This window comes from Acinetobacter sp. LipI_23 (assembly GCF_058243045.1).
In genome coordinates, this window is the sequence record NZ_JBZAYJ010000001.1 from 734,991 (window position 1) to 759,911 (window position 24,921).

The following is a 24,921-nucleotide window of genomic DNA, read 5'->3' on the forward strand; positions in this document are numbered from 1 at the left end:
AATCAAACTAAAAAATATTTTCTAAAAAAGAAATAATTGGAACATTTAAGCACTTGAGCCAATCATAAAGCTCTAAAACATCAAGCCTCCTATCGAAATTTTCCACTTTTGCTATGTAGGATTGTGGCTTATTTAGAGATATGAACCGTACCAGGTTTGTCGGAGACTTTTTTATTTAAGTTAGGCCACCTGACCTAACGGGTTAATCTTATCATAGTACATTGCTTCAAACTCAAAAGGCGATACATAACCCAGTGCACTGTGTACACGCTTTTTATTGAACCAATCTACCCAGTTTAGTGTCGCAAGTTGTACATCTGCTAAACCTTGCCAATCTGCTTTTAAATATTCAATCACCTCTGTTTTGTATAAGCCATTCACCGTTTCAGCCAGAGCATTATCGTATGAATCACCAGTTGTACCGACTGATGCTCGTAAATTTGCAGCTTCTAAACGATTGGTATAGCGAATAGAAAGATATTGAACACCTCTATCTGAATGATGAATCACATTCTTAGGCATACCTCGATCGTGCAATGCTTGCTCCAATGCATCGAGCACCATATCTGTATTCATCCGTGTAGATACTTTCCATCCAACAATTGCTCGTGAGAACACATCAATAACAAATGCGGTATATACCCAGCCTGAATGAGTTTGAATATACGTAAAGTCACCCACCCATAGTTGGTTTGGATGATCAGCATTAAAATTACGTTTCACTAAATCATCTGCCCGTTTTTGGTCATCTCGGCTACGGGTGGTTTGTTTATTCTTACCTCGCCAAACACCTTGTATACCTAGCTTTTTCATTAATCGAGCAACTGTACAACGTGCAATAACATAACCCTCACGTTTTAATTTTTGCCAAACTTTACGTACACCATATCGACCTAAACTTTCTTTCCAAATACGTTTGATTTGCTCTGCATGATGTAAATCATGCAGAGCACGTTTCGCTCGATGTTCTGGATTGTCAGCGAGATCTAAAGTTCGGTAATAGGTTGAAGCTGCGATCGGTAAAATCCTACAAATCGCATCAACACCATATCGATCTTTATTGTTATGGATAAAATCCACCATTATTTGTGTGGGCGGTCGAGCTCCGCCTGGGCGAAAAAAGCGGCTGCTTTACGTAGAATCTCATTGGCGCGTTGCAGTTCTTTATTTTCGCGTTCGAGTTGTTTGATACGTTCTTGGTCTGAAAGCTGCTGTACTTTAACTGGATTTTGTTTATCTAAATATTTTTGATACCAAACACGTAGTGTTTCAGGAGTACAACCGATTTTAGGAGCAATAGCTGTGATTGCTGCCCAAGTAGAAGGATAATCTTTTTCAGATTCAATTAGTAATTGAACCGCTCTTTCTCTGATTTCAGGGGTATATTTTAATTTTGTCATCGGGATAGTCTCTCAGAATATTGACTCTCCGACAAACCCGGTACGGTTCAGTAGATCATTTTTTGATTTATGAAAGAGATCTAGTATTAATATCATCGGAAGTAGGTGGTTTTGATTCTATAAAAAAATTCATGTTTATTGTGTGAAAAAGAAATTAAAGCACGAGATTATATTAAATCATGAATTCGAGTTTGTTCATAATTTATAAGCCCATAAAATTATGGATCGGCATAAGTAGAATTTTGATACTATTGTATAAACTAAGTATAAACCAAGTCTTCATTTTAAAGACCTAAAACAACTTGATACGGTTTAAATCCTTCGAGTACCGCATCGGAAACCAAGTGGATAAATGCTTCAGTTTTTCCATAAGCCATCCATTGATCTAGGGCCTCATAGTAGGCCAATCGGTTTTCAACTGTTATTACACAAGGAGGATAACCAGCTTTAATCAATTCGAGGTTCATCAATAGACGTGATGTACGGCCATTGCCATCAATGAATGGATGGATACCTACAAAATCAGCATGTACTTTGGCTGCACGTTCAATTGGATGCAGCTTATGTGCTTCACTATTATACCAGTCTACGAATTGAACCATCTTGTCATTTAATAACGTGTAATCAAGCGGGGTAGACGTCGCACCTGATATCAGGACATTTTGCTGACGATAACGTCCAGCATTATCATCATCAATATTTTTTAAGATAAGCTGATGGATATTACGAATTTGCCATTCAGAAAAAGGCTCCTCTTTCCGAATGATATCTTCAACATAGTAAATTGCATTTCTATGGTTGATCGCTTCGAAGTGTTCTCTTAATGCCTTTCCACCAACAGTAATACCTTCGAGTACTACTTTTGTTTCTAGCAGGGTGAGTGTATTGCCTTCAATTGCATTCGAATGATAGGTCCAGCGGACAATAAGATCTTCTTGTAAATTTTTAACAATTGATGGAGAAAGAGGGCGATGTTGATCTAATTTTTTCTTTAAATCATCAATAGTTTCAAACATAACCTTATCCCTGAATTTATCTTAGTCGATCATACATGAAAAAAGAAATATCAGAAATGTAGTGATATATCATTACATTTTGTATTGATTATAAAAGTAGTAATTGGATGGCTTTCAATATTCTAGACACGAGACAGCCTCATTTTGAAAACCCATTATTGTTCATTTCCCCATACGCCCATTGCATGCTGTAGATGACCAGTTTTGACATAAAGCGTTGCGCCTGATAGACCTGCCTGAAATTTAGCCGCACTATTGATGGGAAGACGGACCCATGAACCTGCGGGATATATTTCAGTGCCGCAAAATAATTGACCTTTGATAATTAGCACTTCAATCCCTTGTTTTGATTTCTCTTCGAAAATCTGAGCAGGTTTTAGCTTTTCTAAATAGGTCTGTTCATGTTCCGATTGAAATAACGGGCATCTCATCCGATGTTTAGTAAGCTTCCAATTCGCTGGATCATTGGTATTAATTCGGGTGGGCTCTATCTCATGTTCGGTCATTTGCATCAGTTTCACAAAGATTAAACAACCAGCTTTACTGGAAACCTGATGAGTTGAATGATGGGGATTACGTAAATACCAGCCTGCCGGATAATCATCTTCAGCATTCTCTGTAAAAATGCCTGACAAGATAAGGACTTCTTCACCCAAAGGATGCTGATGTTCAGGAAAGGCAGATTCTGGCGCGTATTTCACAAGACTAGTTGCACGTGCTTTCTCATTGCCAATACGATCAAGCATCATTCTATCGACTTCACCTCCTGGAGATTTCACCCAATGGTAATCCTCTGGCTTGATGATGACGGGCTGTGAGAAGTCGGCATGAATAAACATAATGCTGTCCTGTAATGAAAAAACCTACGTATTTTAACGAGAATGCATAGGTTTATTTTAAAAGAAATAGCGATGAGTTATCTCACTGTTTCAGAAAAGATAAGCAGGTTAATAGCAGATATTACTCATTAAGCTATGCAATATTAATATTTTAGAGTTTAATCAACTGTGCTTTGTTTTTACATCAATGAGGAATGGCATGAGATATCAACCGCCTTATACGATCACCTCTAGAATTATTCACTTGATTGCACAAATTAGTGAATCAATAGGGCGTTTGACTGCATTAACCCAAATTCAAGATAGCCTTAAATTGCGAAAAGCAAATCGTATCCGAACGATTCAAGGGTCTTTAGCGATCGAAGGGAATACCTTGAGTACAGAGCAAATCACAGCGATCCTGAATGGCAAGACCATTATCGCGCCACCTAAAGAAGTTCAAGAAGTCCGTAATGCCCTAAAAGCATATGAAGAAATTCAAAATTGGAACCCTGATCAAGAAACACATTTGCTGAAAGCACATCAAATATTGATGACAGGACTGATTGATGAGGTTGGACAGTATCGCCATGGCGGTGTTGGTGTGATGTCAGGGGATCGAGTCGTGCATATGGCTCCGCCTGCAAATCAAGTGCATCGCTTAATGGGAGAATTATTGCAGTGGTTGGCTGAAGGCAATGAGCACCCATTGATTCAGAGTTCAGTATTTCATTATGAGTTTGAGTTTATACATCCATTTGCTGATGGCAATGGGCGTATGGGACGTTTATGGCAAACTTTAATCTTAAGCCAGTGGAATCCAATTTTTCTCAATATCCCTGTAGAAAGCTTGATTTATCAAAACCAAAAAGCTTATTACGATGCATTGCAAGCGAGCACAGATCGCTCAGATTCAGCACCTTTTATTGAGTTTATTTTGCAGATGATTTTAGATGCAATACTCAGTTCTGATGCCAGTGATCAAGATACCGCTCAAGCTAGGGTACAAGTTAGCGATCAAGTTAAACGTCTCGTCCAGAAGATGGAGCAGAAGGAATATAGCTTAGCTGAGCTTATGGCTCTATTAGACTTGTCCCATCGAGCAACATTCCAAAAAAATTATTTAACTCCAGCATTAGAAGCCGGTGTGATTGAACGCACCTTTCCTGATAAGCCTAAGAGTCCTAAGCAAAAGTACAAATTAAAAAATTGAACTATACTGAGGTGGATGTGATTATTAATATCATAATGAGCTAATTGTAATGTTATAATATTTCATTTATTTTTAGGTGTAATTTTCTGCTATAATGTCAGTACGCCACTTCAAATCCTGAATTCGGATTTGAACAAGATTTTAAAGTGATTCAATGCACTAAATCTAATTTAGGTCAAAATTGGGTCAATGAATTTTTTTATTCAATTAAAAAGCTTTAAAATAAATGAGTTAGGTTTTGAGTTCAATTGACGCTATCCGATCAGCAAAGATGAGAATTTGTATTATTTAATGAAATAAAATGAACTTTAAACAACATTTAAAATTTTTAATAAATAAGAGTAAAAGATTGATAACGATGACACAATCTGTCCATGTACCCACATAAATTTGCTTATTGATTGATGAAACAAAATAGTTCTACTCATGAGCGATTAGCTGATCGTTTAGCTAATATTTTGACCATGTTAAATATGGGGTCTCATTTGAGCTCGGCTTTGTTACACAAACCTATATCTAAGGCTTATTCCACAATATAATTTTCAAATGAATAAGCCTACACCTAAAATTTATCATACAACCACTTGGTCTTCATATAACCGAGCTCTCATTAATCATGTAAATATTGCCATTTGGTTTGATCCAGCTATGTAATGGTATGCTCAATCAAAAGGCAAACAAGGACGAAATCAAACCTACTCCGACGCTGCCATCCAATGCTGCTTAATGATTAAATCCTTATTCCGTCTGTATTTACGTATGGTCACTGGCTTTGTGCAAAGTCTGATTAAACTTTGCGGATGAGCAGCCCCGAATATCAGTGATATTCGTACACCACGCTTTGTAGAAGACAAAAGCATATTGATATTGCAATTAGCTACCAAAAAAGTAGCGATGGGCTGCATCTACTCATGGACTCTTCAAGCATGAAGTTTCTAGATGAGGGTGAATGGAAACGCAAGAAACATGGACCTCAATATCGCCGCCAATGGCGTAAGCTTCATATTGGTATCGATGCTAAAACCCTTCAAATACGTGCTGTACAACTCACCGCAAATAATGTCTGTGATTCACAGGTACTGGAAGATTTACTTGCTCAAATCCCTTTAGATGAACAAATCGATTCTGTCTATACAGATGGTGCTTATGACACAAAACGATGCCGTCAGGACATTGCAGATCGGCAAGCGCATGCGCTGATTCCACCTAGAAAAAATGCGAAACCATAGAAAGATACAAAGAACAAGCAGCTCGCTAGAGCGAAATGAATTACTTCGAACAGTTAATCTTGCGAAGCAGTGCTTCTCAGGCAGGGCACTATGGAAAAATGGTCAGGCTATCATCGGCGAAGTTTGGTTGAAACTAAGATGCACTGCATTAAATTATTAGGAGATAAACTCAGTGCAAGGAGCTTTGATAGCCAAGTCAATGAGATTCATGCACGTGTAACTGTCCTCAACAGATTTACTGAATTAGGTCGACCACTTACCCAAGTTACGCCTTAAATTTGGCTCAATTAGGGGCACTTTGCCTTTCAAATCTTTGTGCAACAACACCCTAAAAATGAAAAAAACCAGAAAAAATAGGAGCTTAGAGCTCCCATTTTTATATTAACTTTCTAAGTTCCTATGTTACTTTGAAGAATACTTCATCATAATGTCCGAATACAGCTATATTTTTTTGATTTCTACAATATCACTGGATTCAATGAGCGATTGGATATTACCAAATAAACTTTGAATATAATCAGACGCTATATGGATATCTAAATCCTCCCTGCTACGCCATTCTTCTAAGAAGAAATATCTACTCGAGTCATTTTCGCTAATATAAAGCTCATATTTCAAGCATCCTTCTTCGTGAAGCGTAGGCTCTATTACACTTTTTAAAAGCGCTTCTAACGTCTCTTTTTGATCTGACTTTGCCTTAAAGTTCGCAATTACTGAAATAGTCATTATTTCACCTTTAATTTGTTTTAGAAGTTTTCTAGTACAATTTTGCCTTTTGACTTACCTGATTCAAGTAACTTATGCGCCTTCTCCAAGTTTGCAGCGTTAATTTTGCCTAGATTTTGGTTGAGGGTACTTCTAATTTTTTGCTGGTCAACTAATTGAGCAACCTGTTGCAATAGATCACCTTGCTTTTCAATATCATCGGTTTCATACATTGAACGAGTGAACATCAACTCCCAATGGATAGAAATAGATTTAGTCTTAAACGGCATAATATCAAATGTTTGTGGATCATCGATCAATCCAAGCTTGCCTTGTGGTGCAATCAGAGAAACTATTTGCTTGATATATGTTTCTGTATGATTTGTAGAGAATACGTATTTTGGTTTTTCAATGCCTAATGTCTCGATTTGTGCATTTAAATCTTTGCTATGATCAATGACATGGTCGGCACCCAATGATTTCACCCAAGATTTCGTTTCTTCTCGTGACGCTGTGGTTATCACGGTCAGATTGGTTTTTGCTTTTAGGAGTTGGATAGCGATTGAGCCTACACCGCCTGCACCACCAATAATCAAAATACTGCCAACATCGGTTTCTGAAATTTGAAACCGATCAAACAACATTTCCCATGCCGTTATTGCAGTCAATGGCAATGCTGCGGCTTCTGCATTAGATACTGTAATGGGTTTAAGACTGACAATTCGTTCATCGACTGCTTGAAACTCAGCATTACTACCATCTCGGGTTAAATCGCCAGCATACCAAACAGAATCTCCTACTTTAAACGCGGTAACTTTTGAGCCAATTTCAACAATTTCACCAACAGCATCCCAACCTAAAATACGATTATTTGCTTCAGACGAATTTTTTCTCACTTTGGTATCAACTGGATTCACAGAGATTGCCTGAACTTTTACCAGTACATCATGCTCCTTAAGCGTAGGCTTCGCTTTTTCAATATCTACCAATGAATTTTTAAAATCATCATGGTTATTGATAACATACGATACGGCTTTCATAGATTTGTCCTCAACTTTAAAAAAATATAGTAAAAATGGAAGCGAAGTGCTCCCATTTTTTATTATTCAATCATTAAAACTCTTGGCTCGTTGGGCGCAAAACAATTTCATTAATGTCTACATCCGCAGGCTGTTCAATTGCATAAGCAATTGCTCGAGCGACTGAGTCAGCTGGTATGGCTTGTTTGTAGAAATCAGTAACAAACTCTGAACTTTCTTTATGAGAAGAACCGAATTTTAGTTCTGACTCAACTGCACCAGGCTCAATAGTCGTCGTTCTAATTGTTCCCCCAACTTCATGACGAAGTCCTTCAGAGATGGCTCTTACAGCAAACTTAGTATCGCTATAAACAGTACCGCCTGGACTAAATACTTTTAACCCTGCAACAGATGCGAGATTAATAAAGTGTCCAAAGTTTTGTTTTTGGAAAACAGGTAGGGTAGCTGCTATACCATAAAGAACACCTTTAATATTAATGTCGATCATACGATCCCATTCATCAACTTTTAGCTCACTTAATGGTGCAATAGACATTAATCCAGCATTGTTTACCAATACATCGATTTGACCAAATGCGCTTAATGCCTTTTCAATAAGTGCTTGTACTTCATGTGGTTTGGTTATATCCATACCAATAAATTCAGCTTGACCACCTTCAGCACGAATGTCGTGAACAATAGCCTCTAATTTTTCAGTACGTCTAGCACCAAGTACAACCTTTGCACCTTTTTTAGCAAGTAAGCGAGCAGTAGCTTCACCTAAACCACTACTTGCACCTGTGATAACAATAACTTTATTTTCTATATTATTCATACAAGTAACCTTCAACCTATCTGTCAATCATATTTGATGGATTAAGTATTACAGCCTTATTAGGTATAATAAATGAATAATATTATCTTTCAGAATTCCTATTTACGGAATAATTACCATAACACAGGATTGGACATGCAGAACAAATTGGAAATGATGCGTATCTTTTGTGTCGCAGCAGAGTCTCGAAATTTTAAAGAGGCAGCAACTCAGCTCGGTATTTCCCCGCAGGTAGTGACACGGGCAATAAAAGAGCTAGAAGAGCAGCGCGGAGAGATTCTGTTTTACAGGAGTACTCGACAAATTAAAATTACTGCTGATGGTGAGCGTTTGGCAAAGCAAGCACGTTTTGCGGTGGGATCGATTGATGCTCTGCTTGTAAAAGACACCAAGGAAAAACGAGATGAAATGCGTGGGACTGTCCGTCTTACTGTTTCGTCAGTGTTAGGGCGTAAATTGGTAGTACCTGCACTAGCAGAATTTGCCACACGTTACCCAGATATTGTCGTGGATTGTGTGCTAACAGATTCACACTCGGATGTGATCGATGAGCGGATAGATATCGGGATCAGATTTGGATTTTTGCCGGACAATCGATATGTGGCAAGGGAATTGGCTAAAGTGAACTTTTATTCTGTGGGTACGCCAGAGTTAATTGATAAGGTCGGAATGCCCAAAAAAATTATTGACCTTGATAAATACCCTCTAACAGCACTATTCGATCATAAAACAGGGCGTTACTGGCCATGGACATTCACCGAAAGTCGAAGCTTCACGCCATCAAAGCCTCGTTTTATTACAGATGATCTAGAAGCTGAATTTCAAGCTATTCTCGCTGGAGTTGGATTCGGACACATGCCTGGATTTCTAGTTTTGCCGTGGCTTAGGAGTGGTAAGCTCATTCAGATACTTCATGAGGAAACCTCTCCCGTTTGGCGCCTGTATTTATATCGTCCACAGCGGGGCCCGACACCTTTGCGAATCCGAGCATTGTTTGATTACTTAGCGGAAGTGTTGGGCCATATAGAAACCTGAATCAGATGGAACTAACCTTTTTTCTAGAAAGTAGAAATCAGATAAGACCATCATGTATTTAGAGTAACTACAATTTTTCCTATTTGCTGATTTGATTCAAGATAGCGCTGAGCGTCATGCATGTCCTCAAAGTTAAAGCAACAGTCGATCACTGGACGAAGATATCCTGCACCTATACTGCTAAGAATAAATCGTCTGGCTTGCTCCCTTAGAACAGGGTCATGGAGAACCTCAAGGAACAAAAAACCTCGCATGGTTAAGCTCTTGCGTAATGCAACTTTAAGGGGAAATGGTGTGATCTCCGGGCTAAGTGCACCATGCATAACCATAGTTCCTCCCAAAGACATCGCTTTTGCAATCTGTTCAATATGTGGCCCTCCTACAGCATCGAAGGCGACATCAAGATATTCTCCCCCCAAACGTGAAACAAGCGCCTCATACAAATCTGGTTCATCTTCACTGGCTATAACATTTTTAACACCGAGATCCAGTAAACGTTGCTTTTTCTCTATCGTTTGTGTACTTGCAATGACCTTAGCACCCGCTGCTTCAGCTATTTGTATCGCAGCTAGTCCTACGCTACTTGAAGCTGCTGTGATCAAGATCGTTTTTCCTTTCGAAACTCCACCAGCATGGATTACACCACCCCAAGCCGTCAAATACTGCATCCAGATTGAAGAAGCTTCTTCCCAGCTTAAACTATCGGGTTTGTGAACTAAAAAAGTTTCTGGAATCAGAAGTTTGTCCGCATATGTCCCATATTTGGCTAGATTGTCAGTCGGAAGAATCGATACTGCATCTCCTGGAGAAAATTGGCGTACACCTTCACCTATCGCCAGAACTATGCCTGCTCCCTCATATCCCAGACGAGAAGGGAATACTGCCTTTTGAATATAAGTACCACGCCGAAACATTACATCAGCCCGGTTAAGTCCGATCGTTTTCATCTGGATTAGAACTTCTCCTGCTGCTGGTAAAGCAACAGGAAGTGTTTCTAATGTCAGAACATCTGTATCTCCAATACTATTGAAGCGCCAAGTCTTGGCCTGAAGTGCGTTAAATGACATCAATCGCGACCTTAATATTGGCAGAGCGATCTTGAACAGCATCATGAGCCTCAATCGCTTGTTTTAGAGTAAAATGACGAGGATCAACAATAGGACGCAGTTTACCTTCCTCAACAAGACGAGTCGCGATCTTAAGGATATCACCATGATGAGCACGGCGATTGCCTGTTAACATCGGCATTAGGACGAATACGCCAGACACTGTGGCACACCGTAGAGATGAACTCGCTAAATTATGATTACCAAATGCAGCACAGCTGGTAATGTGGCCATAGTGAGTTGTCATGGAAAGTGAAGCTTCGAGTACTGGACCACCCACAGTGTCGTAAACAATGTTAAAACCTTGACCCTCAGGGCTTGCAGCAATAATGTCATCGGAAGATGCTGTTGTGTAATCGAGAGGTGTTGCACCGAGTTCTGAAATCAGTGATTGATCAGCTGTACGACCAGTCGCCCAAACATTTGCATCAAGTGCTTTTGCAAGCTGAACCACCATATAACCAACGCCACCAGCACCACCCTGAACCAGTACAGTTTGCCCTGGTTGGACCTTCGCATTATCCACTAAACCTTCCCAAGCGGTGAGGAACGTCAATGGTAGTACTGCTGCCTCGCGCATAGAGATATTCCGTGGCTTTAATGCGATCAGATCAGCATCTGCTACAACATATTCTGCTAAAGATCCTTGAAGACCACGAACGCCACCTATCAGACCGTAAACTTCATCTCCGACGTTGAAGTGGGTGACACCTTCACCAACAGCAGTTACAACCCCAGCCATATCCGTTCCCAACACGGCAGGAAGCTCTGGCATAGCATATGGTGCTTCACCAAGACGAATTTTATAATCAATAGGGTTTACACCACTAGCATGAATACGTACTAGAACTTGCCCAGCCTCTGGTTGAGGTATAGGGAGTTCTACACGTTTAAATTCATGATCACCAAAATTTTCTAGGATAAGAGCATTCATCATCTTATTCATAGTTGTTCCTTATTCTTAACTGGGGGATGATATGCACAGTACCAAAGTAAATTAATCCAATAAATGATATTTATAGGATTTAATAATTCCTAAATAATGAATAATAAATATCATCCGCTCACTAAAAATATTCTAGTACAGTCTGTAAAGGCAGTTTGATCTAAACTGTCGGTAGTATTTTCAAGGCTTGATATGTTCAAAATATCTACAAAGTGGCTAAAATTTGAAACATAATTCTAAAAGGTCACAGCATCACAAAGAACATGAGCCAAAATAAAAAAATGGGAGCTGAAAGTCCCATTCTTTGTGACTTTAGCATCAGCTCTACGATGTTAATTTAAAAAAAAACTAAAAACAGGGATAGAAAATTTTCGCTAAAGGTCTTTTTGATTTTCGATTTATAAAAAATATTGCTTTTTTTATACTATGGGGTACTATAGTATTAATGCTAGCAAGTAAGGAGGTCTGATGCCTAATCAGGTTGAAGACAAAAAAAAGATTCTTCTACGCGTCAGAAAGATCAAAGGTCAGACGCAAGCGATTGAAAAAGCGTTAGAAGACAATGTGGAATGTGGTGCAATTCTGCAACAAATATGCTCTGTGCGTGGTGCTATTAATGGTTTAATGAATGAAATGTTGGAGGTTCATTTAAAGGACACTTTAGTATCAGGTGAAACTACAGAACAACAACGAAAAGAAGAATTGGCTGAAATCGCCAAGATTCTAAAATCATATTTAAAATAGATCTGTATAAGGAATTATTCCATGAAGTCACGTGCTGCTGTTGCGTTTGGTCCTGGTCAACCTCTTCAAATTGTTGAAGTTGATGTTGCACCACCGAAGAAAGGTGAAGTATTAATCAAGATCTCCCATACCGGTGTGTGTCATACAGACGCATTTACTTTATCTGGCGATGATCCTGAAGGTGTTTTTCCGGCTATTCTCGGGCATGAAGGTGCTGGTGTCGTAGTTGAGGTTGGTGAAGGCGTGACTAGCGTCAAACCAGGTGATCATGTAATTCCACTTTACACCGCTGAATGTGGCGAGTGCGTATTCTGTAAATCTGGAAAATCGAACTTGTGTATTTCCGTTCGCGAAACTCAAGGTAGAGGCGTAATGCCAGATGGTACCACTCGTTTTTCCTACAATGGTCAACCGATTTACCACTATATGGGCTGCTCAACGTTCAGTGAATACACGGTAGTGGCAGAAGTATCATTGGCTAAAATCAATCCTGAAGCCAATCACGAACATGTCTGCTTACTGGGTTGTGGTGTCACAACGGGTATCGGTGCAGTACACAACACGGCTAAAGTACAAGAGGGTGATACTGTTGCGGTCTTTGGTTTAGGTGGTATTGGTCTAGCAGTCGTACAAGCCGCACGTCAAGCTAAAGCAGGACGTATTATTGTGGTTGACATGAATCCAGATAAATTTGCGCTGGCAAAAGAGTTTGGTGCAACGGACTTCTTGAACCCTAAAGACTACGACAAACCAATCCAGCAAGTCATTGTCGAAATGACTGGCTGGGGTGTAGATCATTCATTTGAGTGTATTGGTAACGTGAATGTGATGCGTGCAGCCCTTGAAAGTGCACACCGTGGCTGGGGACAATCCGTAATTATTGGTGTAGCTGGCGCAGGTCAAGAAATCTCTACCCGTCCATTCCAACTGGTTACTGGTCGTAAATGGTTAGGTTCTGCCTTTGGTGGCGTAAAAGGTCGTACGCAACTTCCAGGAATGGTTGAAGATGCCATGAACGGTAAAATTCAATTAGAACCATTTGTGACACATACGATGGGCTTGGATCAGATCAATGAAGCCTTTGATCTAATGCATGAAGGTAAGTCAATTCGTACTGTAATTCATTACGAATAATTCCGTCAGACCTTATAGTTTTCCATGCATGTGCATCATGAATGACATGCATGGAATCCTCTAAAACGGCACATTATCTGTAAAACCGATCTATCTGTGTAGGCATCGTGTATAGGTTCAACATACCTGCCTACATTTTAAATCTTTATCACTATTCTCTGTGGAGAATGTCGGACTCTTTGTTTACTGGATTTCTCATGAAGTCTTGCTCAACATAGGTAATTGATTATGGAAATAATTGAGAAACATGCTTCTTTTGGTGGATCGCAAGAAGTGTATCGCCATCAGTCAATAGCACTAAACTGTTCAATGAAATTCTCAATATATCTGCCACCTCATGACAAAGATGAGCGGTTGCCAGTTTTATATTGGTTATCAGGACTGACTTGCAACGAACAGAACTTTATTACTAAAGCCGGAGCACAAAAGTATGCGGCTGAACATAAAGTCATTATTGTTGCACCAGATACCAGCCCACGTGGAGAAGATGTACCAGATCATGCAGATTATGATTTAGGCCAAGGCGCAGGATTCTATGTAAATGCAACACGAGCACCCTGGTCACAGCATTTCAAAATGTATGATTATATTGTGGAAGAACTCAGAAACCTGATTGATCTGAATTTTCCGACCAACCAAGTCCAAAGCATTATGGGTCATAGCATGGGTGGTCATGGTGCATTAGTAATTGGGTTAAAAAATCCTGAGCTGTATAAAAGTATTTCTGCTTTTGCACCGATTGTTGCACCTAGCCAAGTACCTTGGGGGAAAAAGGCTTTCACACACTACCTAGGTGAAACCGAAACTTTATGGAAAAGCTATGATGCGATTGAATTAATCAAAAATACTGAAGTTCATTTACCTATTTTAGTCGATCAGGGAACAGCTGATGATTTTCTTGAAGAACAGTTAAGGCCTAAGCTTCTTAGTGATATTTGTTTGGAACAAGAATATCCTCTTGCACTTAACCTAAGAGAAGGGTATGACCATAGCTATTACTTCATTGCGAGCTTTATAGAGAAACATATAGAGTTTCACAGCAAATTCCTAGCTAAATAACTTTCATAGATATGAGGATGTACAATGTTGTTCTTGAATGCTTCTTGAGCAATATAATTTCCAGATGAAGAGGTCAGCTTATAAATCTAAGGACGAATCAATTGATCCTTATATAACTAAGATTGAATTTAATCATCTCATATCTTGATTTTTTGATTCAAATGTTAATGATCTTAACTTGAATAAATTCATAGCATTATGTCGAAATAAACATCCAAATTTTGGCTCTGCTATGGAAAATTGTTTTTAATCTTTGTACAACAAAACTTTCTGACATACATAAATTATCAATGTCAGTATGAGTTTTAATTTTAATCAATTGTGGAGTTTTAGTCATGCTTAAAACAGCTTTATATGTCCGTCTTGAAGCTAAACCGGGTAAAGAAGACGAAGTGGAAGCTTTCCTTAAAGCCGGTTTACCTATTGTAATGGAAGAACCTGCGACAGTTGCGTGGTTTGGCCTACGTCTTGGACCTACAACATTTGGTATTTTTGATGCATTTCCTGATGAGGCGGGTCGCCAAGCACATTTATCTGGCAAGGTTGCAGCTGCGTTGATGGCTCAGGCCGAAGAGCTATTTTCAGAGCCACCGTCTATTGAAAAAGTAGATGTTTTGGCGAGTAAACTACCAGCTTAAACCGACGCTTAAATGTATGAGGGTGCTGCCTGAAATTTCGAATGAAAGGCAGCACTTCAACCCTGTGAGGTTTGTCAGAGGCTTTTTATTCAAGTTGGGCTACTTTATTTAATGGCTTAATCTCATCATTTACATGGGTCAATATCAAAACAGGGTAAATAAACGAATGAATCCATGTACATGCCTTATATTGAACCAATCTATCTAATTTAGCGTTGCATTTGTACATCTGCTAAACCGTGCCAATCTACTTTTAAAATATTTAATCATTGCTATTTTGTATGAGCCATTCACTGTTTCAGCCAATGCGTTCACGACCATGTCAATAGTCATACATGTTGATACCTTTCATCCAACAATCGCTCGTGAAAATACATCAATAATAAAAGCGGTATAGAACAAATCTGAATTAGTTTAACCATCACTAAAGTCGCAAGCTGAAATAATTTTTATAAAAATAGACGACTGGTCTATTTTTATGTATAGTTAGCACATGGTGTAGGCAAAAGCCGTAGTGTTGTCCGATTTTTTAAAAGTTTATTTGATGAATAACGGTGGTTTTTCAAATCAATTAACTGATCATTCTAGGATAAAAATATGCTGAATTTTAACTTTTATAATCCGACCCGCATTATTTTTGGTGGCGATACAATAGCTAAAATCAATGACTATGTGCCTACAGAAGCAAAAGTATTAATGTTGTTTGGTGGTGAAAGTGCACGTAAGAATGGTACTTTAGCTGAAGTGCGTGAAGCATTAGGTGCAAGAGAAATTCATGAATTTGGCGGAATTGAGCCGAATCCGAGTTATGAAACCCTCATGAAAGCTGTAGAGCTGATTCGAGAACAAAAGATAGATTTCTTGATGGCTGTCGGTGGTGGATCGGTAATTGATGGTACTAAATTTATTGCAGCAGCAGTCAATTATACAGGGGATACATGGGAGATTTTAGAAACCCATGGTAATAAAATTACCCAAGCTTTGCCTTTTGCGAGTGTACTCACCCTTCCGGCAACTGGTTCAGAAATGAATAGCGGTGGGGTAGTCACCAGAAAATCGACCCAAGCCAAATTGTCATTTAGCAGTCCCTATGTTTTTCCGCAATTTTCCGTACTTGATCCGAATAAAACTTTTAGCTTGCCGACGCGCCAGTTGGCTAATGGCGTGGTCGATGCATTTATTCATGTCATGGAACAGTACTTAACTTACCCTGTGAATGCACAAGTACAAGATCGTTTTGCCGAAGGTCTATTGCAAACTTTGATTGAGATTGGACCGAAAATCTTGGAAGATTCAGCAGATTATGACACGCGTGCGAATTTGATGTGGGCTGCTAGCATGGCACTGAATGGGCTAATTGGAGCTGGTGTACCACAAGATTGGTCAACCCATTTGATTGGGCATGAGCTCACGGCTTTACATGGTATTGATCATGCTCGTACCTTGGCCATTGTGTTGCCGGCCAATCTACAAGTACGTCGTCAAGAGAAGCGAGAAAAATTACTACAATATGCGGCTCGTGTCTGGCAGATTGTCGAAGGTGATGAAGAACAACGTATTGATGCAGCTATTACCCGTACTCGAACCTTCTTTGAGCAACTCGGATTGCCGACTCGTCTTAGCAATTATCAATTGGGGGCGACAGATATTGAGATCATCATTACGCAACTCGAATCACATAATCTGACCCAGCTAGGCGAACATAAAAATGTTTCATTAGAGATCAGTCGCCAAATTCTCGAGACGAGCCTCTAAATAAGCGTATCTGTCGTGGTCACGCCACACGGCAAGTGATCATGCAACAATGCTCCTCAATTCTGAAAATTATCGAAGAAATAACATGAAAATTTTACTCGTTTTAACCTCACATGATCAACTTGGCAATACTGGTAAGAAAACAGGTTTCTGGCTAGAAGAACTTGCTGCACCGTATTACACCTTTATTGACTCTGGTGCTGAAGTTACGCTGGCGTCGCCTCAAGGTGGGCAGCCACCACTAGATCCGAAAAGTAATTTAGCAGATGCACAAACTGAAACCACTCATCGTTTTGAAGCTGATCCAACTGCAATGCAAGCATTGGCACAGACGCATAAACTTAGCGAAATTTCTGTAGCTGATTATGATGCAGTGTTTTATCCAGGCGGGCATGGCCCATTGTGGGATTTAGCAAAAGATCCAATTTCAATTTCTCTGATTGAACAGGCGATTCAGTCTGGCAAACCTGTTGCAGCAGTGTGTCATGCCCCGGGTGTTCTACGTCATGTGAAAGCGAGTAATGGAGCGCCTTTAGTTAGCGGTAAATTAGTGACTGGTTTCACCAATACTGAGGAGGCTGCTGTAGGTTTGACTGAAATTGTACCATTTTTAGTCGAAGACATGCTTAAAGAAAACGGTGGTCATTATTCTAAAGTGGATGATTGGCAAGTATATGTTCAAGTAGATGGCTTGCTGGTTACTGGACAAAATCCAGCCTCTTCTGCTGCAACAGCTACAGCATTACTTCAATTGTTGAAATAAAGAGTAGCGAGTGCCTGTTGTGGTGCTTAGCAGTGAATAAAACTTCTGACTCTGAGCAACTGGCGCAATAAGCAAAATAACCCTCATTTAATGGTGAAGGGCCTGAGTGAATAGCTTTACTTCCTTTATTTTTCTATATACAGGAAGGAAGGGTATTTTTTTAATTTAGATCAATTTAGTCATGATGACTTGGATACAATGAAATGAAAGCCAGCAAATTTTTTCAAAACTTAAGCTTAGGCCCGTATGTTTTGCAAAACCGTATTGTATTGCCACCATTAACGCGGTCGCGCAGTACTCAGCCAGGGAATATTCCAAATGAACTGATGGCAACCTATTATCAACAGCGTACCGGGGCAGGATTTATGGTCACCGAAGGTACGCAAATCGAGCCACGTGGTCAAGGCTATGCTTGGACTCCTGGTATTTACAGCCCTGAACAGATTGCTGGATGGCGTAAAGTGACGGAAGCAGTGCATGCTAAAGGAGGCATTATTTTTGCACAACTTTGGCATGTTGGGCGTGTTTCACATACATCTTTGCAACCCAATCATGCATCACCGGTCGCGCCCTCGGCTATTAGGGCTGACAGTAATGTTAAAGTCTTTATTGAAACCGGGCCCAATGCAGGGGCCTTGGCTGATCCTTCAATGCCACGTGCTTTAAGCAATGCAGAAGTTAAAGAATTAGTGCAACTCTATGCTCAAGCCGCGCGTAATGCATTGGCTGCTGGTTTTGATGGGGTTGAAATTCATTGTGCAAATGGTTATTTGGTAAATCAATTTATCTCTGCACATAGTAACCACCGTGAAGATGAATATGGTGGATCACTAAACAATCGTTTGCGTTTTTTACGTGAAGTAGTACAGGCAGTTGCTGAGGTGGTTGGTGCAGATCGTTTAGGAGTGCGTTTTGCCCCGCTATTTGAAAGTACAGAGGAAGATCGTGTTTACATGGGGTTAGTTGAAGATGATCCACATGTGACTTATATTGAGGCTATAAAGATACTTGAAGAAGTTGGGATTGCCTATTTATCGATTGCAGAAGCTGATTGGGATAATGCACCAGAACTTCCTCATGATTTTCGTAGAGATGTCAGAGACACTTTCAGTGGTCGGATTATTTACGCAGGTCGATATACGGCAGAAAGAGGGACTCGAATTTTAGAGGCAGGGCTGGCCGATTTAATTGCATTTGGACGCCCATTTATTGCGAATCCAGATTTACCCGATCGCATCGCTAATGGCTGGCCATTGAATGCAGTAGATGCAAGCACTATGTATGGTGGGACGGAAAAAGGCTATATTGATTATCCAGCTTACGCAGATTAATATCGACTAAGTGAGTTATTTTGCCAACCTTTATGGTTGGCAAAGTAAGAACTTAGGATTGCTGTTGCCAGCATAACTTCTTCTTAAAACAAATTCTTAAAATTTTTTATCTGGGTAATGAGCCAACCTGCCAGTGGGAAAGAAATCAGTTGCGTTACTGGCACTAATACTATGACTTCAATCAACACCATCATCGGGAAACTTTGATGCTGAGTAATTGGCTTTAATAAAGTGAGAACCAGTAATAGTGTGGGATATAAGCCTAAATAACCAACTAAAATACGAGTCATGAGGGCTTTAGAAGGAGAATTCATTGTGCGCTATACTCATTGATTGTAAATTGATCTAATAGCAACACATTAATAAGTAATCATTGGGCTGCTATCATTAATTATGTAATTGATATTTAATTTAATTTTTATGAATCTTCACTTTTTAATAGAAATTTAGTTGCTCTCAGCGCTTGATGTAATGGTGTTTTATCTTTTTGCAACTTACTCAGTAATGCTGCACCTAACCACATTTGGTAAAGTACTTGTGCCAACGTCGAGGCCTCAGTATCTGCTTGGATAGACTGATCCTGTTTACCCAAATCAATTAAAGCAGCAATACGTTCGATTACATCATCGACGCCAGCGGACATAATGGAGCGCATATCTTCAGATAGATCGGCAACTTCTGCGGCAAGTTTCACAATTAAACAGCTATCCGCCCAACCACACTGTGTTTCAGGATCTTCTATCCATAAATTAAAATACTCAATCAGCTTTTGATAAGGGGATTTATCGCTACGCCATACATTATTTAAACGGACTTGGTAATTATCTACATAATGCTGTACCAATTCACATCCGAAAGCTTCCTTGGATTGGAAATAATGATAAAACGAGCCTTTAGGGATCTCACAGCTCTGTAAAATTTCCTGTAATCCTACACCGGTAAAACCTTTATGCAAAATCAGGTCTGAACTGGTGTTAAGAATGTGTAAGCGCTTCGCTTCAGACTTTTTAATAGGAGTAGGCTTCATATTAATTATTTACTCTATTGTAAAAAATAGACCAGTCGTATTGTTTTTTATTATAACTCATCTACAATGGATGTAAAGAAATTTTAATCATAATTTTTGATTGTGAAGGGAAATATTTCTAAATAAAACATGGAGTTATATGTGTGAAAACAGTTATTAATCAACGCATCGTTTTAGCTAAACGGCCAGTGGGTGAGCCAAAACACAGCGATTTTCGTATTGAGCAAATTGAGCTCAATGAACTTAAACAAGGTGAGATATTGTTGAAAACCATTTACTTGTCACTCGATCCTTATATGCGTGGTCGCATGAGTGATGCTCCTTCATATGTAGCACCGGTTGAAATTGGCGAGGTGATGGTCGGTGGAACAGTCAGTCAAGTGGTGGCCTCTAAAAACCCAAAATTCAAAGAAGGCGAGTGGGTTCTTTCCGGAAATGGCTGGCAGGGCTACGCAATTTCTAATGGGACTGCATGTCAAAGCTTAGGTATGCAACCTGAACATCCATTTTGGGCATTGGGTATTTTGGGAATGCCAGGATTTACTGCTTATACGGGGCTGTTGGACATTGGTCAGCCTAAAGCCGGTGAAACTTTGGTCGTTGCAGCTGCAACAGGACCTGTTGGTGCTACGGTTGGACAGATTGGCAAAATTAAAGGTTGTCGCGTGGTTGGCGTCGCAGGTGGGGCTGAAAAATGCCGTTATGCAGTAGAAGAACTCGGCTTCGATGCTTGTATCAATCATCATGATGAAAATTTTGCAGAACAATTACAACAAGCAGCTCCCAACGGTATTGATATTTATTATGAGAATGTGGGGGGGTAAAGTGTTTGATGCGGTATGGCCATTGCTTAACTCTGCGGCACGTGTACCGGTGTGTGGTAACGCTACCGAGCAAGCACAAGGGCCAGACCGTTTACCGGGCTTTATTTCCACCCTTTTAAAAAAGCGTATTCGCATGCAAGGCTTTATTATTTTTGATGATTATGGCAGTCAGTATCCGGAATTCTATCAGCAAATGTCTGAATGGTTGAAAGACGGAAAAATCAAATATAAAGAGCATATGGTGCAAGGTTTTGAATCGTACCGGGTTTGTCGGAGAGTCAATATTCTGAGAGACTATCCCGATGACAAAATTAAAATATACCCCTGAAATCAGAGAAAGAGCGGTTCAATTATTGATTGAATCTGAAAAAGATTATCCTTCTACTTGGGCTGCAATCACAGCAATTGCGCCTAAGATTGGTTGTACTCCTGAAACACTTCGTGCCTGGCATCAAAAGCATTTAGATCAGCAAAATCCTATTAAAGTACAACAGATATCTGATCAAGAAAAAATGAAGCAAATGGAACGTGAAATTAAAGAATTAAAGCGTGCCAATGAAATTCTACGTAAAGCAGCCGCTTTTTTCGCCCAGGCGGAGCTCGACCGCCCATACAAATAATGGTGGATTTTATCCATAACAATAAAGATCGATATGGTGTTGATGCGATTTGTAGGATTTTACCGATCGCAGCTTCAACCTATTACCGAACTTTAGATCTCGCTGACAATCCAGAACATCGAGCGAAACGTGCTCTGCATGATTTACATCATGCAGAGCAAATCAAACGTATTTGGAAAGAAAGTTTAGGTCGATATGGTGTACGTAAAGTTTGGCAAAAACTGAAACGTGAAGGTTATGTCATCGCACGTTGTACAGTTGCTCGATTGATGCAGAAGCTAGGTATACAAGGTGTTTGGCGAGGTAAGAACAAACAAACTACCCGCAACCGAGATGATCAAAAACGAGCAGATGATTTAGTGAAACGTAATTTTAGTGCTGATCGACCTGACCAATTATGGGTCAGTGACTTTACGTATATTCAAACTCATTCAGGCTGGGTCTATACCGCCTTTATTATTGATGTGTTCTCGCGAGCAATTGTTGGATGGAAAGTATCTACACGGATGAATACAGATATGGTGCTCGATGCACTTGAGCAAGCATTGCACGATCGAGGCATGCCAAAGAATGTGATTCATCATTCCGACAGGGGTGTGCAATATCTTTCGATTCGCTATACCAATCGTTTAGAAGCAGCAAATTTACGAGTATCAGTCGGTACAACTGGTGATTCATACGATAATGCTCTGGCTGAAACGGTGAATGGCTTATACAAAACAGAGGTGATTGAATATTTAAAAGCAGATTGGCAAGGTTTAGCAGATGTACAACTTGCGACACTAAACTGGGTAGATTGGTTCAATAAAAAGCGTGTACACAGTGCACTGGGTTATGTATCGCCTTTTGAGTTTGAAGCAATGTACTATGATAAGATTAACCCGTTAGGTCAGGTGGCCTAACTTAAATAAAAAAGTCTCCGACGTACCTGGTACGGTTCAGTTTAGATAACACGATCAATGCTTTCAATGGTATGTTGAAAGGAGAAAACTTTGGCAAAGTGGTTGTAAAAATTTAAAAAATAGGAATTATCATGATCACACTACATCATTTAGATCAATCACGTTCTTTTCGCATTTTGTGGTTACTTGAAGAAATCAAGCAGCCTTATGAGTTGAAACGCTATTATCGTGACTCAAACACGCATTTGGCCCCTGACTCTTTAAAAACCATTCATTCTTTAGGGAAATCTCCAGTATTGGAATGGGATGGCAAAGTTATTGCAGAGTCGGGTGCGATCGTTGAGTTATTAATTCAGAAACTTGCGCCGCATTTAGCACCAGATATGGATGAATCTACCTATGTCGATTATCTACAGTGGATTCATTTCTCAGAAAGCTCGGCCATGCTGCCATTTTTGTTAAAAACGTTTAATGCGATAGAAACCAAGCAGGGTACGAAGTTGGTATTTCTAGAAAATTATACTCAAGTTGAGTTCGATAAAGTATTTGGCCATTTAAATGAATATTTAAAAGATAAAGAATTTCTAGTGGCAGACCGTTTAACCGGTGCTGACTTTATGATGGGCTTTGGACTACATGCTTTAGTTTATCATATGGGACAAGGTGGAAATTATCCCCATATCCAACGTTATGTAGCAGGTTTAAGCCAACTACCTAGCTGGCAAGCCGCAGTACAAATTGAACAAAATGGTGTGAAAAGGGCTTTGTTGCACAAAGATTTAAAAGATAACACTCTGCTCATTTGAACAGAATTCAAGTGACAACTTGGGTATGAGGACGACCTAATTCTGTAAATTTGTTCAATACGGCTATGCGTGCATGAATCTCATTCACCTGACTAGAAAAACTCCTTGCTGTTAATTTATCACCTAATAGTTTGATGCAATGCATCTTGGTTTCAACTAAACTTCGACGATGATAACCAGACCATTTTTTCCAAAGCGTTCTTCCTAAACGTTTAACTGTTTTCAGTAACTCATTCCGCTCTAAAGATCTCAATTTCTGATCTTTCCATGGTTTTGCATTTTTTCTTGGCGGAATGAGCGCATGTGCATCTCGATCTAGAATGACTTGTCTGCAGTGCTTCGTGTCATAAGCACCATCGGTATAGACCGAATCAATTCGTTCATCTAAGGGAATTTGAGCAAGTAAATCACCGAGTACTTGCGAATCGCTCACATTATTTGTAGTAAGCTGTACTGCACGTATTTGCAAGGTTTCAGCATCGATGCCAATATGAAGCTTACGCCATTGGCGACGATATTCAGGTCCATGTTTCTTACGTTTCCACTCACCTTCACCTAGAAACTTTAAGCCAGTTGAGTCGACGAGTAGATGTAGCCCATCACTACTTTTTTGATAGCTAATCGCAATATCAATATGTTTTTGTCTTCGACAAAGCGTACTGTAATCTGGTGCGGTCCAATTTAATCCACAAAGTTTAATCAGACTTTGAACAAAACCTGTGACCATGCGTAAAGAGAGTCTAAATAAAGATTTGATCATTAAACAGCATTGAATAGCCGTATCGGAGTAAGTTTGATTTCGACCTTGCTTGTTTTGTGGTTGTGCATACCACTGAGTGTTTGGATCAAACCAAATGGAAATGTTGCCCCGATTAATGAGAGCGCGATTATAGGAAGACCAGTTGGTTGTACGATAAGTTTTAGGAGTAGGTTTATTCATTTTGAAATTATAGGACTGAATAAACCTTATAGGCTAGGTTTGTGCAACAAAGCCTTTTGCACCTATAAAACTTGAGAAGGAGGCACGCTGTTATAGTTTTTTCAAGCCTTACTGTAGCTACTCATTCACACCAAAATAGCTGAAAATTTGACTCAAGAAGGGATCACAATCTTGATGGTGGCGTAATGTTTATAACACAGCAACTGAATACAATTTCTGAATTGGTTGAGGGGCAGGGTCTTTCAGATCAACTGCAACATCTACTTGCGCAGCAGTATTTAAACTTAGAAGCAACTTTGCTGCGTGCTAAAGTCTTACGTGATTTTTCAAGCGCTAAAGTTCAGTATATCGTGCAGTCTGCCATTCAAGCAGAACATGCCGAGGTCGCATTTTTATTTGCGCCTTTTATCTTGGCAAATTTAAACCATCCAGTGATTTATAGCAGTCCAGCCACGCCAACCGTACTCAATATCCTCAATCGTTACTATCAAGCAGAGCAAAAACAAAACCTAAAAATAGATGACGTGCTTGAGGCACTCAATGTTTATTTAGATTTGAGTGATAGCGTATTCAATGATGTCGATTTTTTCTATTTTTCATTGATCAAAGCGCTATGTCGAACTGATGTCTCGCAGATTTTTTTGGTGACATCATTGGTGCTCAATACACAAAAACTCGCAGAGCTGGAACAGTTTTTTAAAGTCAAAATCAACTATATTTCTACCCATCCACAAGATGTCATCATCGACAGTAGTGAATGGAATATGCGGAAATTGTTCTTTAAAAACAAAGATCAGCAATATATCGATTTATGTGAAAAATTCGCCACATTGAATGCGCAGTTATTGTTGAGTTATGGCAGTTATAACCAGCAGCAAGCGACCCAGTTGGTTGAAGATATGTTCTATGCCGAGCATATTTATGAAAAGTTATCGGTCTATGCCGAGTATATGCAGACCTGTCTACAACATGGCGTGTCCCGAAAGCCGGCGACTTTTTTCGCCTAACTTGCATTTTTGATCTCCCATTCAAAACAGCTTTTCTTTCAATTGATGC

At 39.6% G+C, this 24,921-nt stretch carries 23 protein-coding genes, 3 pseudogenes and 2 other annotated features; of the genes and pseudogenes, 14 read left to right on the plus strand and 12 right to left on the minus strand.

Annotated elements, in window-relative coordinates; translation table 11 throughout:
* Positions 1–180: 180 nt before the first annotated feature.
* The 3 genes from AC4CVD_RS03575 to AC4CVD_RS03585 all read right to left on the minus strand — a co-directional run bounded on the left by AC4CVD_RS03575 (position 181) and on the right by AC4CVD_RS03585 (position 3,255).
* A protein-coding gene (locus AC4CVD_RS03575; protein WP_490752047.1) for an IS3 family transposase occupies positions 181–1,400 on the minus strand; the annotation gives its coding sequence in 2 pieces (ribosomal slippage) (positions 181–1,124 and positions 1,124–1,400; 1,221 coding nt in all).
* Positions 1,009–1,125, minus strand: a sequence feature (AL1L pseudoknot). It overlaps the preceding gene by 117 nt.
* Positions 1,401–1,684: 284 nt before the next feature.
* On the minus strand, positions 1,685–2,416 hold the full coding sequence (locus AC4CVD_RS03580) for a Fic family protein (protein ID WP_279692545.1): 732 nt from the start codon (positions 2,414–2,416) through the stop codon (positions 1,685–1,687).
* 155 nt (positions 2,417–2,571) lie between these two features.
* A complete protein-coding gene (locus tag AC4CVD_RS03585) occupies positions 2,572–3,255 on the minus strand; it encodes a cupin domain-containing protein (RefSeq protein WP_279692544.1) in 684 nt (227 codons plus the stop codon).
* A gap of 199 nt (positions 3,256–3,454) precedes the next feature.
* Between AC4CVD_RS03585 and AC4CVD_RS03590 the strand changes: the two genes are divergently transcribed.
* The gene (locus AC4CVD_RS03590; RefSeq protein ID WP_279692542.1) at positions 3,455–4,447 is read left to right on the plus strand and encodes a Fic family protein; all 993 of its coding nucleotides are present in this window, start codon (positions 3,455–3,457) and stop codon (positions 4,445–4,447) included.
* A 546-nt stretch (positions 4,448–4,993) separates the two neighbouring features.
* Positions 4,994–5,952: pseudogene (locus AC4CVD_RS03595) on the plus strand (IS5 family transposase).
* 165 nt (positions 5,953–6,117) lie between these two features.
* Here the strand turns inward: AC4CVD_RS03595 and AC4CVD_RS03600 are convergent.
* From AC4CVD_RS03600 to AC4CVD_RS03610, 3 genes are all read right to left on the minus strand, one after another.
* On the minus strand, positions 6,118–6,402 hold the full coding sequence (locus AC4CVD_RS03600; RefSeq protein ID WP_004281848.1) for a putative quinol monooxygenase: 285 nt from the start codon (positions 6,400–6,402) through the stop codon (positions 6,118–6,120).
* A 20-nt stretch (positions 6,403–6,422) separates the two neighbouring features.
* Positions 6,423–7,421 carry a zinc-binding alcohol dehydrogenase family protein gene (locus AC4CVD_RS03605; protein ID WP_279692539.1) on the minus strand — a complete coding sequence of 333 codons (999 nt, stop codon included), beginning with the start codon at positions 7,419–7,421 and terminating at the stop codon, positions 6,423–6,425.
* Between the two features lie 73 nt (positions 7,422–7,494).
* Positions 7,495–8,235, minus strand: a complete 741-nt coding sequence (locus AC4CVD_RS03610) for an SDR family oxidoreductase (protein ID WP_279692537.1) — start codon at positions 8,233–8,235, stop codon at positions 7,495–7,497.
* A 135-nt stretch (positions 8,236–8,370) separates the two neighbouring features.
* Here AC4CVD_RS03610 and AC4CVD_RS03615 point away from each other — a divergent pair, with 135 nt between their 5' ends.
* A complete protein-coding gene (locus tag AC4CVD_RS03615; RefSeq protein WP_279692547.1) occupies positions 8,371–9,270 on the plus strand; it encodes a LysR family transcriptional regulator in 900 nt (299 codons plus the stop codon).
* 50 nt (positions 9,271–9,320) lie between these two features.
* On the opposite strand, the gene AC4CVD_RS03620 is transcribed toward AC4CVD_RS03615, so the two are convergent.
* Together AC4CVD_RS03620 and AC4CVD_RS03625 are read right to left on the minus strand one after the other, a co-directional pair.
* Positions 9,321–10,337, minus strand: coding sequence for a zinc-dependent alcohol dehydrogenase family protein (locus tag AC4CVD_RS03620; RefSeq protein ID WP_279692535.1), 1,017 nt, complete (start codon positions 10,335–10,337; stop codon positions 9,321–9,323).
* Positions 10,327–11,322 carry a zinc-dependent alcohol dehydrogenase family protein gene (locus AC4CVD_RS03625; RefSeq protein ID WP_279692533.1) on the minus strand — a complete coding sequence of 332 codons (996 nt, stop codon included), beginning with the start codon at positions 11,320–11,322 and terminating at the stop codon, positions 10,327–10,329. The genes AC4CVD_RS03620 and AC4CVD_RS03625 overlap by 11 nt, the downstream gene beginning before the upstream one ends.
* A 468-nt stretch (positions 11,323–11,790) precedes the next feature.
* Here AC4CVD_RS03625 and AC4CVD_RS03630 point away from each other — a divergent pair, with 468 nt between their 5' ends.
* From AC4CVD_RS03630 to AC4CVD_RS03645, 4 genes are all read left to right on the plus strand, one after another.
* On the plus strand, positions 11,791–12,066 hold the full coding sequence (locus AC4CVD_RS03630) for a metal/formaldehyde-sensitive transcriptional repressor (protein WP_001133624.1): 276 nt from the start codon (positions 11,791–11,793) through the stop codon (positions 12,064–12,066).
* A gap of 21 nt (positions 12,067–12,087) precedes the next feature.
* Positions 12,088–13,200, plus strand: coding sequence for an S-(hydroxymethyl)glutathione dehydrogenase/class III alcohol dehydrogenase (locus tag AC4CVD_RS03635; protein ID WP_279692524.1), 1,113 nt, complete (start codon positions 12,088–12,090; stop codon positions 13,198–13,200).
* A 228-nt stretch (positions 13,201–13,428) separates the two neighbouring features.
* Positions 13,429–14,259 (plus strand): S-formylglutathione hydrolase, encoded by an 831-nt coding sequence (fghA, locus tag AC4CVD_RS03640; RefSeq protein WP_490747962.1) that lies wholly within the window; start codon positions 13,429–13,431, stop codon positions 14,257–14,259.
* A gap of 335 nt (positions 14,260–14,594) precedes the next feature.
* Positions 14,595–14,897: a putative quinol monooxygenase gene (locus tag AC4CVD_RS03645; protein ID WP_000920558.1), complete on the plus strand. Its 303-nt coding sequence runs from the start codon at positions 14,595–14,597 to the stop codon at positions 14,895–14,897.
* Between the two features lie 85 nt (positions 14,898–14,982).
* Here the strand turns inward: AC4CVD_RS03645 and AC4CVD_RS03650 are convergent.
* Positions 14,983–15,311: pseudogene (locus AC4CVD_RS03650) on the minus strand (IS3 family transposase); the annotation flags it as partial.
* 183 nt (positions 15,312–15,494) lie between these two features.
* On the opposite strand from AC4CVD_RS03650, the gene AC4CVD_RS03655 reads away from it, so the two are divergent.
* The 3 genes from AC4CVD_RS03655 (at position 15,495) to AC4CVD_RS03665 (ending at position 18,746) form a co-directional block, all read left to right on the plus strand.
* Positions 15,495–16,652 (plus strand): iron-containing alcohol dehydrogenase, encoded by a 1,158-nt coding sequence (locus AC4CVD_RS03655; protein ID WP_419381041.1) that lies wholly within the window; start codon positions 15,495–15,497, stop codon positions 16,650–16,652.
* 85 nt (positions 16,653–16,737) lie between these two features.
* Positions 16,738–17,415, plus strand: a complete 678-nt coding sequence (locus AC4CVD_RS03660) for a type 1 glutamine amidotransferase domain-containing protein (RefSeq protein WP_419381042.1) — start codon at positions 16,738–16,740, stop codon at positions 17,413–17,415.
* Between the two features lie 203 nt (positions 17,416–17,618).
* Positions 17,619–18,746 carry an alkene reductase gene (locus AC4CVD_RS03665; RefSeq protein ID WP_419381043.1) on the plus strand — a complete coding sequence of 376 codons (1,128 nt, stop codon included), beginning with the start codon at positions 17,619–17,621 and terminating at the stop codon, positions 18,744–18,746.
* 83 nt (positions 18,747–18,829) lie between these two features.
* Here the strand turns inward: AC4CVD_RS03665 and AC4CVD_RS03670 are convergent, their stop codons facing one another.
* Complete coding sequence (locus AC4CVD_RS03670; RefSeq protein WP_005093650.1) at positions 18,830–19,060, minus strand: hypothetical protein; 231 nt, start codon at positions 19,058–19,060, stop codon at positions 18,830–18,832.
* A 104-nt stretch (positions 19,061–19,164) separates the two neighbouring features.
* Positions 19,165–19,773: a TetR/AcrR family transcriptional regulator gene (locus AC4CVD_RS03675; protein WP_419381044.1), complete on the minus strand. Its 609-nt coding sequence runs from the start codon at positions 19,771–19,773 to the stop codon at positions 19,165–19,167.
* Between the two features lie 143 nt (positions 19,774–19,916).
* Here AC4CVD_RS03675 and AC4CVD_RS03680 point away from each other — a divergent pair.
* The 3 genes and pseudogenes from AC4CVD_RS03680 to AC4CVD_RS03690 all read left to right on the plus strand — a co-directional run.
* Positions 19,917–20,856: pseudogene (locus tag AC4CVD_RS03680) on the plus strand (NADP-dependent oxidoreductase); the annotation flags it as partial.
* 43 nt (positions 20,857–20,899) lie between these two features.
* Positions 20,900–22,119, plus strand: a protein-coding gene (locus AC4CVD_RS03685) for an IS3 family transposase (RefSeq protein WP_490752049.1) whose coding sequence is annotated in 2 segments (ribosomal slippage) — positions 20,900–21,176 and positions 21,176–22,119 — 1,221 coding nt in all. Because the reading frame shifts where the segments join, the coding sequence is not laid out codon by codon here.
* Positions 21,175–21,291, plus strand: a sequence feature (AL1L pseudoknot). (Overlaps the previous gene by 117 nt.)
* 131 nt (positions 22,120–22,250) lie before the next feature.
* On the plus strand, positions 22,251–22,925 hold the full coding sequence (locus AC4CVD_RS03690; RefSeq protein WP_114837649.1) for a glutathione S-transferase family protein: 675 nt from the start codon (positions 22,251–22,253) through the stop codon (positions 22,923–22,925).
* A gap of 7 nt (positions 22,926–22,932) precedes the next feature.
* On the opposite strand, the gene AC4CVD_RS03695 is transcribed toward AC4CVD_RS03690, so the two are convergent.
* Entirely contained in the window at positions 22,933–23,865 is a 933-nt protein-coding gene (locus AC4CVD_RS03695) for an IS5-like element ISAha2 family transposase (protein WP_001040037.1), read from the minus strand.
* Between the two features lie 185 nt (positions 23,866–24,050).
* Here AC4CVD_RS03695 and AC4CVD_RS03700 point away from each other — a divergent pair, with 185 nt between their 5' ends.
* A complete protein-coding gene (locus AC4CVD_RS03700; RefSeq protein ID WP_114837651.1) occupies positions 24,051–24,872 on the plus strand; it encodes a hypothetical protein in 822 nt (273 codons plus the stop codon).
* Positions 24,873–24,921 lie beyond the last annotated feature (49 nt).

What these genes read in the sequence shown, in the direction of transcription:
- AC4CVD_RS03635 (WP_279692524.1), top strand. Translation starts at nt 12,088, where the DNA reads ATGAAGTCACGTGCTGCTGTTGCGTTTGGTCCTGGTCAACCTCTTCAA.
- AC4CVD_RS03700 (WP_114837651.1), top strand. Translation starts at nt 24,051, where the DNA reads ATGTTTATAACACAGCAACTGAATACAATTTCTGAATTGGTTGAGGGG.
- fghA (WP_490747962.1), top strand. Translation starts at nt 13,429, where the DNA reads ATGGAAATAATTGAGAAACATGCTTCTTTTGGTGGATCGCAAGAAGTG.
- AC4CVD_RS03670 (WP_005093650.1), bottom strand. Translation starts at nt 19,060, where the DNA reads ATGAATTCTCCTTCTAAAGCCCTCATGACTCGTATTTTAGTTGGTTAT.
- AC4CVD_RS03620 (WP_279692535.1), bottom strand. Translation starts at nt 10,337, where the DNA reads ATGTCATTTAACGCACTTCAGGCCAAGACTTGGCGCTTCAATAGTATT.
- AC4CVD_RS03610 (WP_279692537.1), bottom strand. Translation starts at nt 8,235, where the DNA reads ATGAATAATATAGAAAATAAAGTTATTGTTATCACAGGTGCAAGTAGT.
- AC4CVD_RS03675 (WP_419381044.1), bottom strand. Translation starts at nt 19,773, where the DNA reads ATGAAGCCTACTCCTATTAAAAAGTCTGAAGCGAAGCGCTTACACATT.
- AC4CVD_RS03695 (WP_001040037.1), bottom strand. Translation starts at nt 23,865, where the DNA reads ATGAATAAACCTACTCCTAAAACTTATCGTACAACCAACTGGTCTTCC.
- AC4CVD_RS03590 (WP_279692542.1), top strand. Translation starts at nt 3,455, where the DNA reads ATGAGATATCAACCGCCTTATACGATCACCTCTAGAATTATTCACTTG.
- AC4CVD_RS03645 (WP_000920558.1), top strand. Translation starts at nt 14,595, where the DNA reads ATGCTTAAAACAGCTTTATATGTCCGTCTTGAAGCTAAACCGGGTAAA.
- AC4CVD_RS03580 (WP_279692545.1), bottom strand. Translation starts at nt 2,416, where the DNA reads ATGTTTGAAACTATTGATGATTTAAAGAAAAAATTAGATCAACATCGC.
- AC4CVD_RS03655 (WP_419381041.1), top strand. Translation starts at nt 15,495, where the DNA reads ATGCTGAATTTTAACTTTTATAATCCGACCCGCATTATTTTTGGTGGC.
- AC4CVD_RS03625 (WP_279692533.1), bottom strand. Translation starts at nt 11,322, where the DNA reads ATGAATAAGATGATGAATGCTCTTATCCTAGAAAATTTTGGTGATCAT.
- AC4CVD_RS03660 (WP_419381042.1), top strand. Translation starts at nt 16,738, where the DNA reads ATGAAAATTTTACTCGTTTTAACCTCACATGATCAACTTGGCAATACT.
- AC4CVD_RS03600 (WP_004281848.1), bottom strand. Translation starts at nt 6,402, where the DNA reads ATGACTATTTCAGTAATTGCGAACTTTAAGGCAAAGTCAGATCAAAAA.
- AC4CVD_RS03605 (WP_279692539.1), bottom strand. Translation starts at nt 7,421, where the DNA reads ATGAAAGCCGTATCGTATGTTATCAATAACCATGATGATTTTAAAAAT.
- AC4CVD_RS03585 (WP_279692544.1), bottom strand. Translation starts at nt 3,255, where the DNA reads ATGTTTATTCATGCCGACTTCTCACAGCCCGTCATCATCAAGCCAGAG.
- AC4CVD_RS03690 (WP_114837649.1), top strand. Translation starts at nt 22,251, where the DNA reads ATGATCACACTACATCATTTAGATCAATCACGTTCTTTTCGCATTTTG.
- AC4CVD_RS03615 (WP_279692547.1), top strand. Translation starts at nt 8,371, where the DNA reads ATGCAGAACAAATTGGAAATGATGCGTATCTTTTGTGTCGCAGCAGAG.
- AC4CVD_RS03665 (WP_419381043.1), top strand. Translation starts at nt 17,619, where the DNA reads ATGAAAGCCAGCAAATTTTTTCAAAACTTAAGCTTAGGCCCGTATGTT.
- AC4CVD_RS03630 (WP_001133624.1), top strand. Translation starts at nt 11,791, where the DNA reads ATGCCTAATCAGGTTGAAGACAAAAAAAAGATTCTTCTACGCGTCAGA.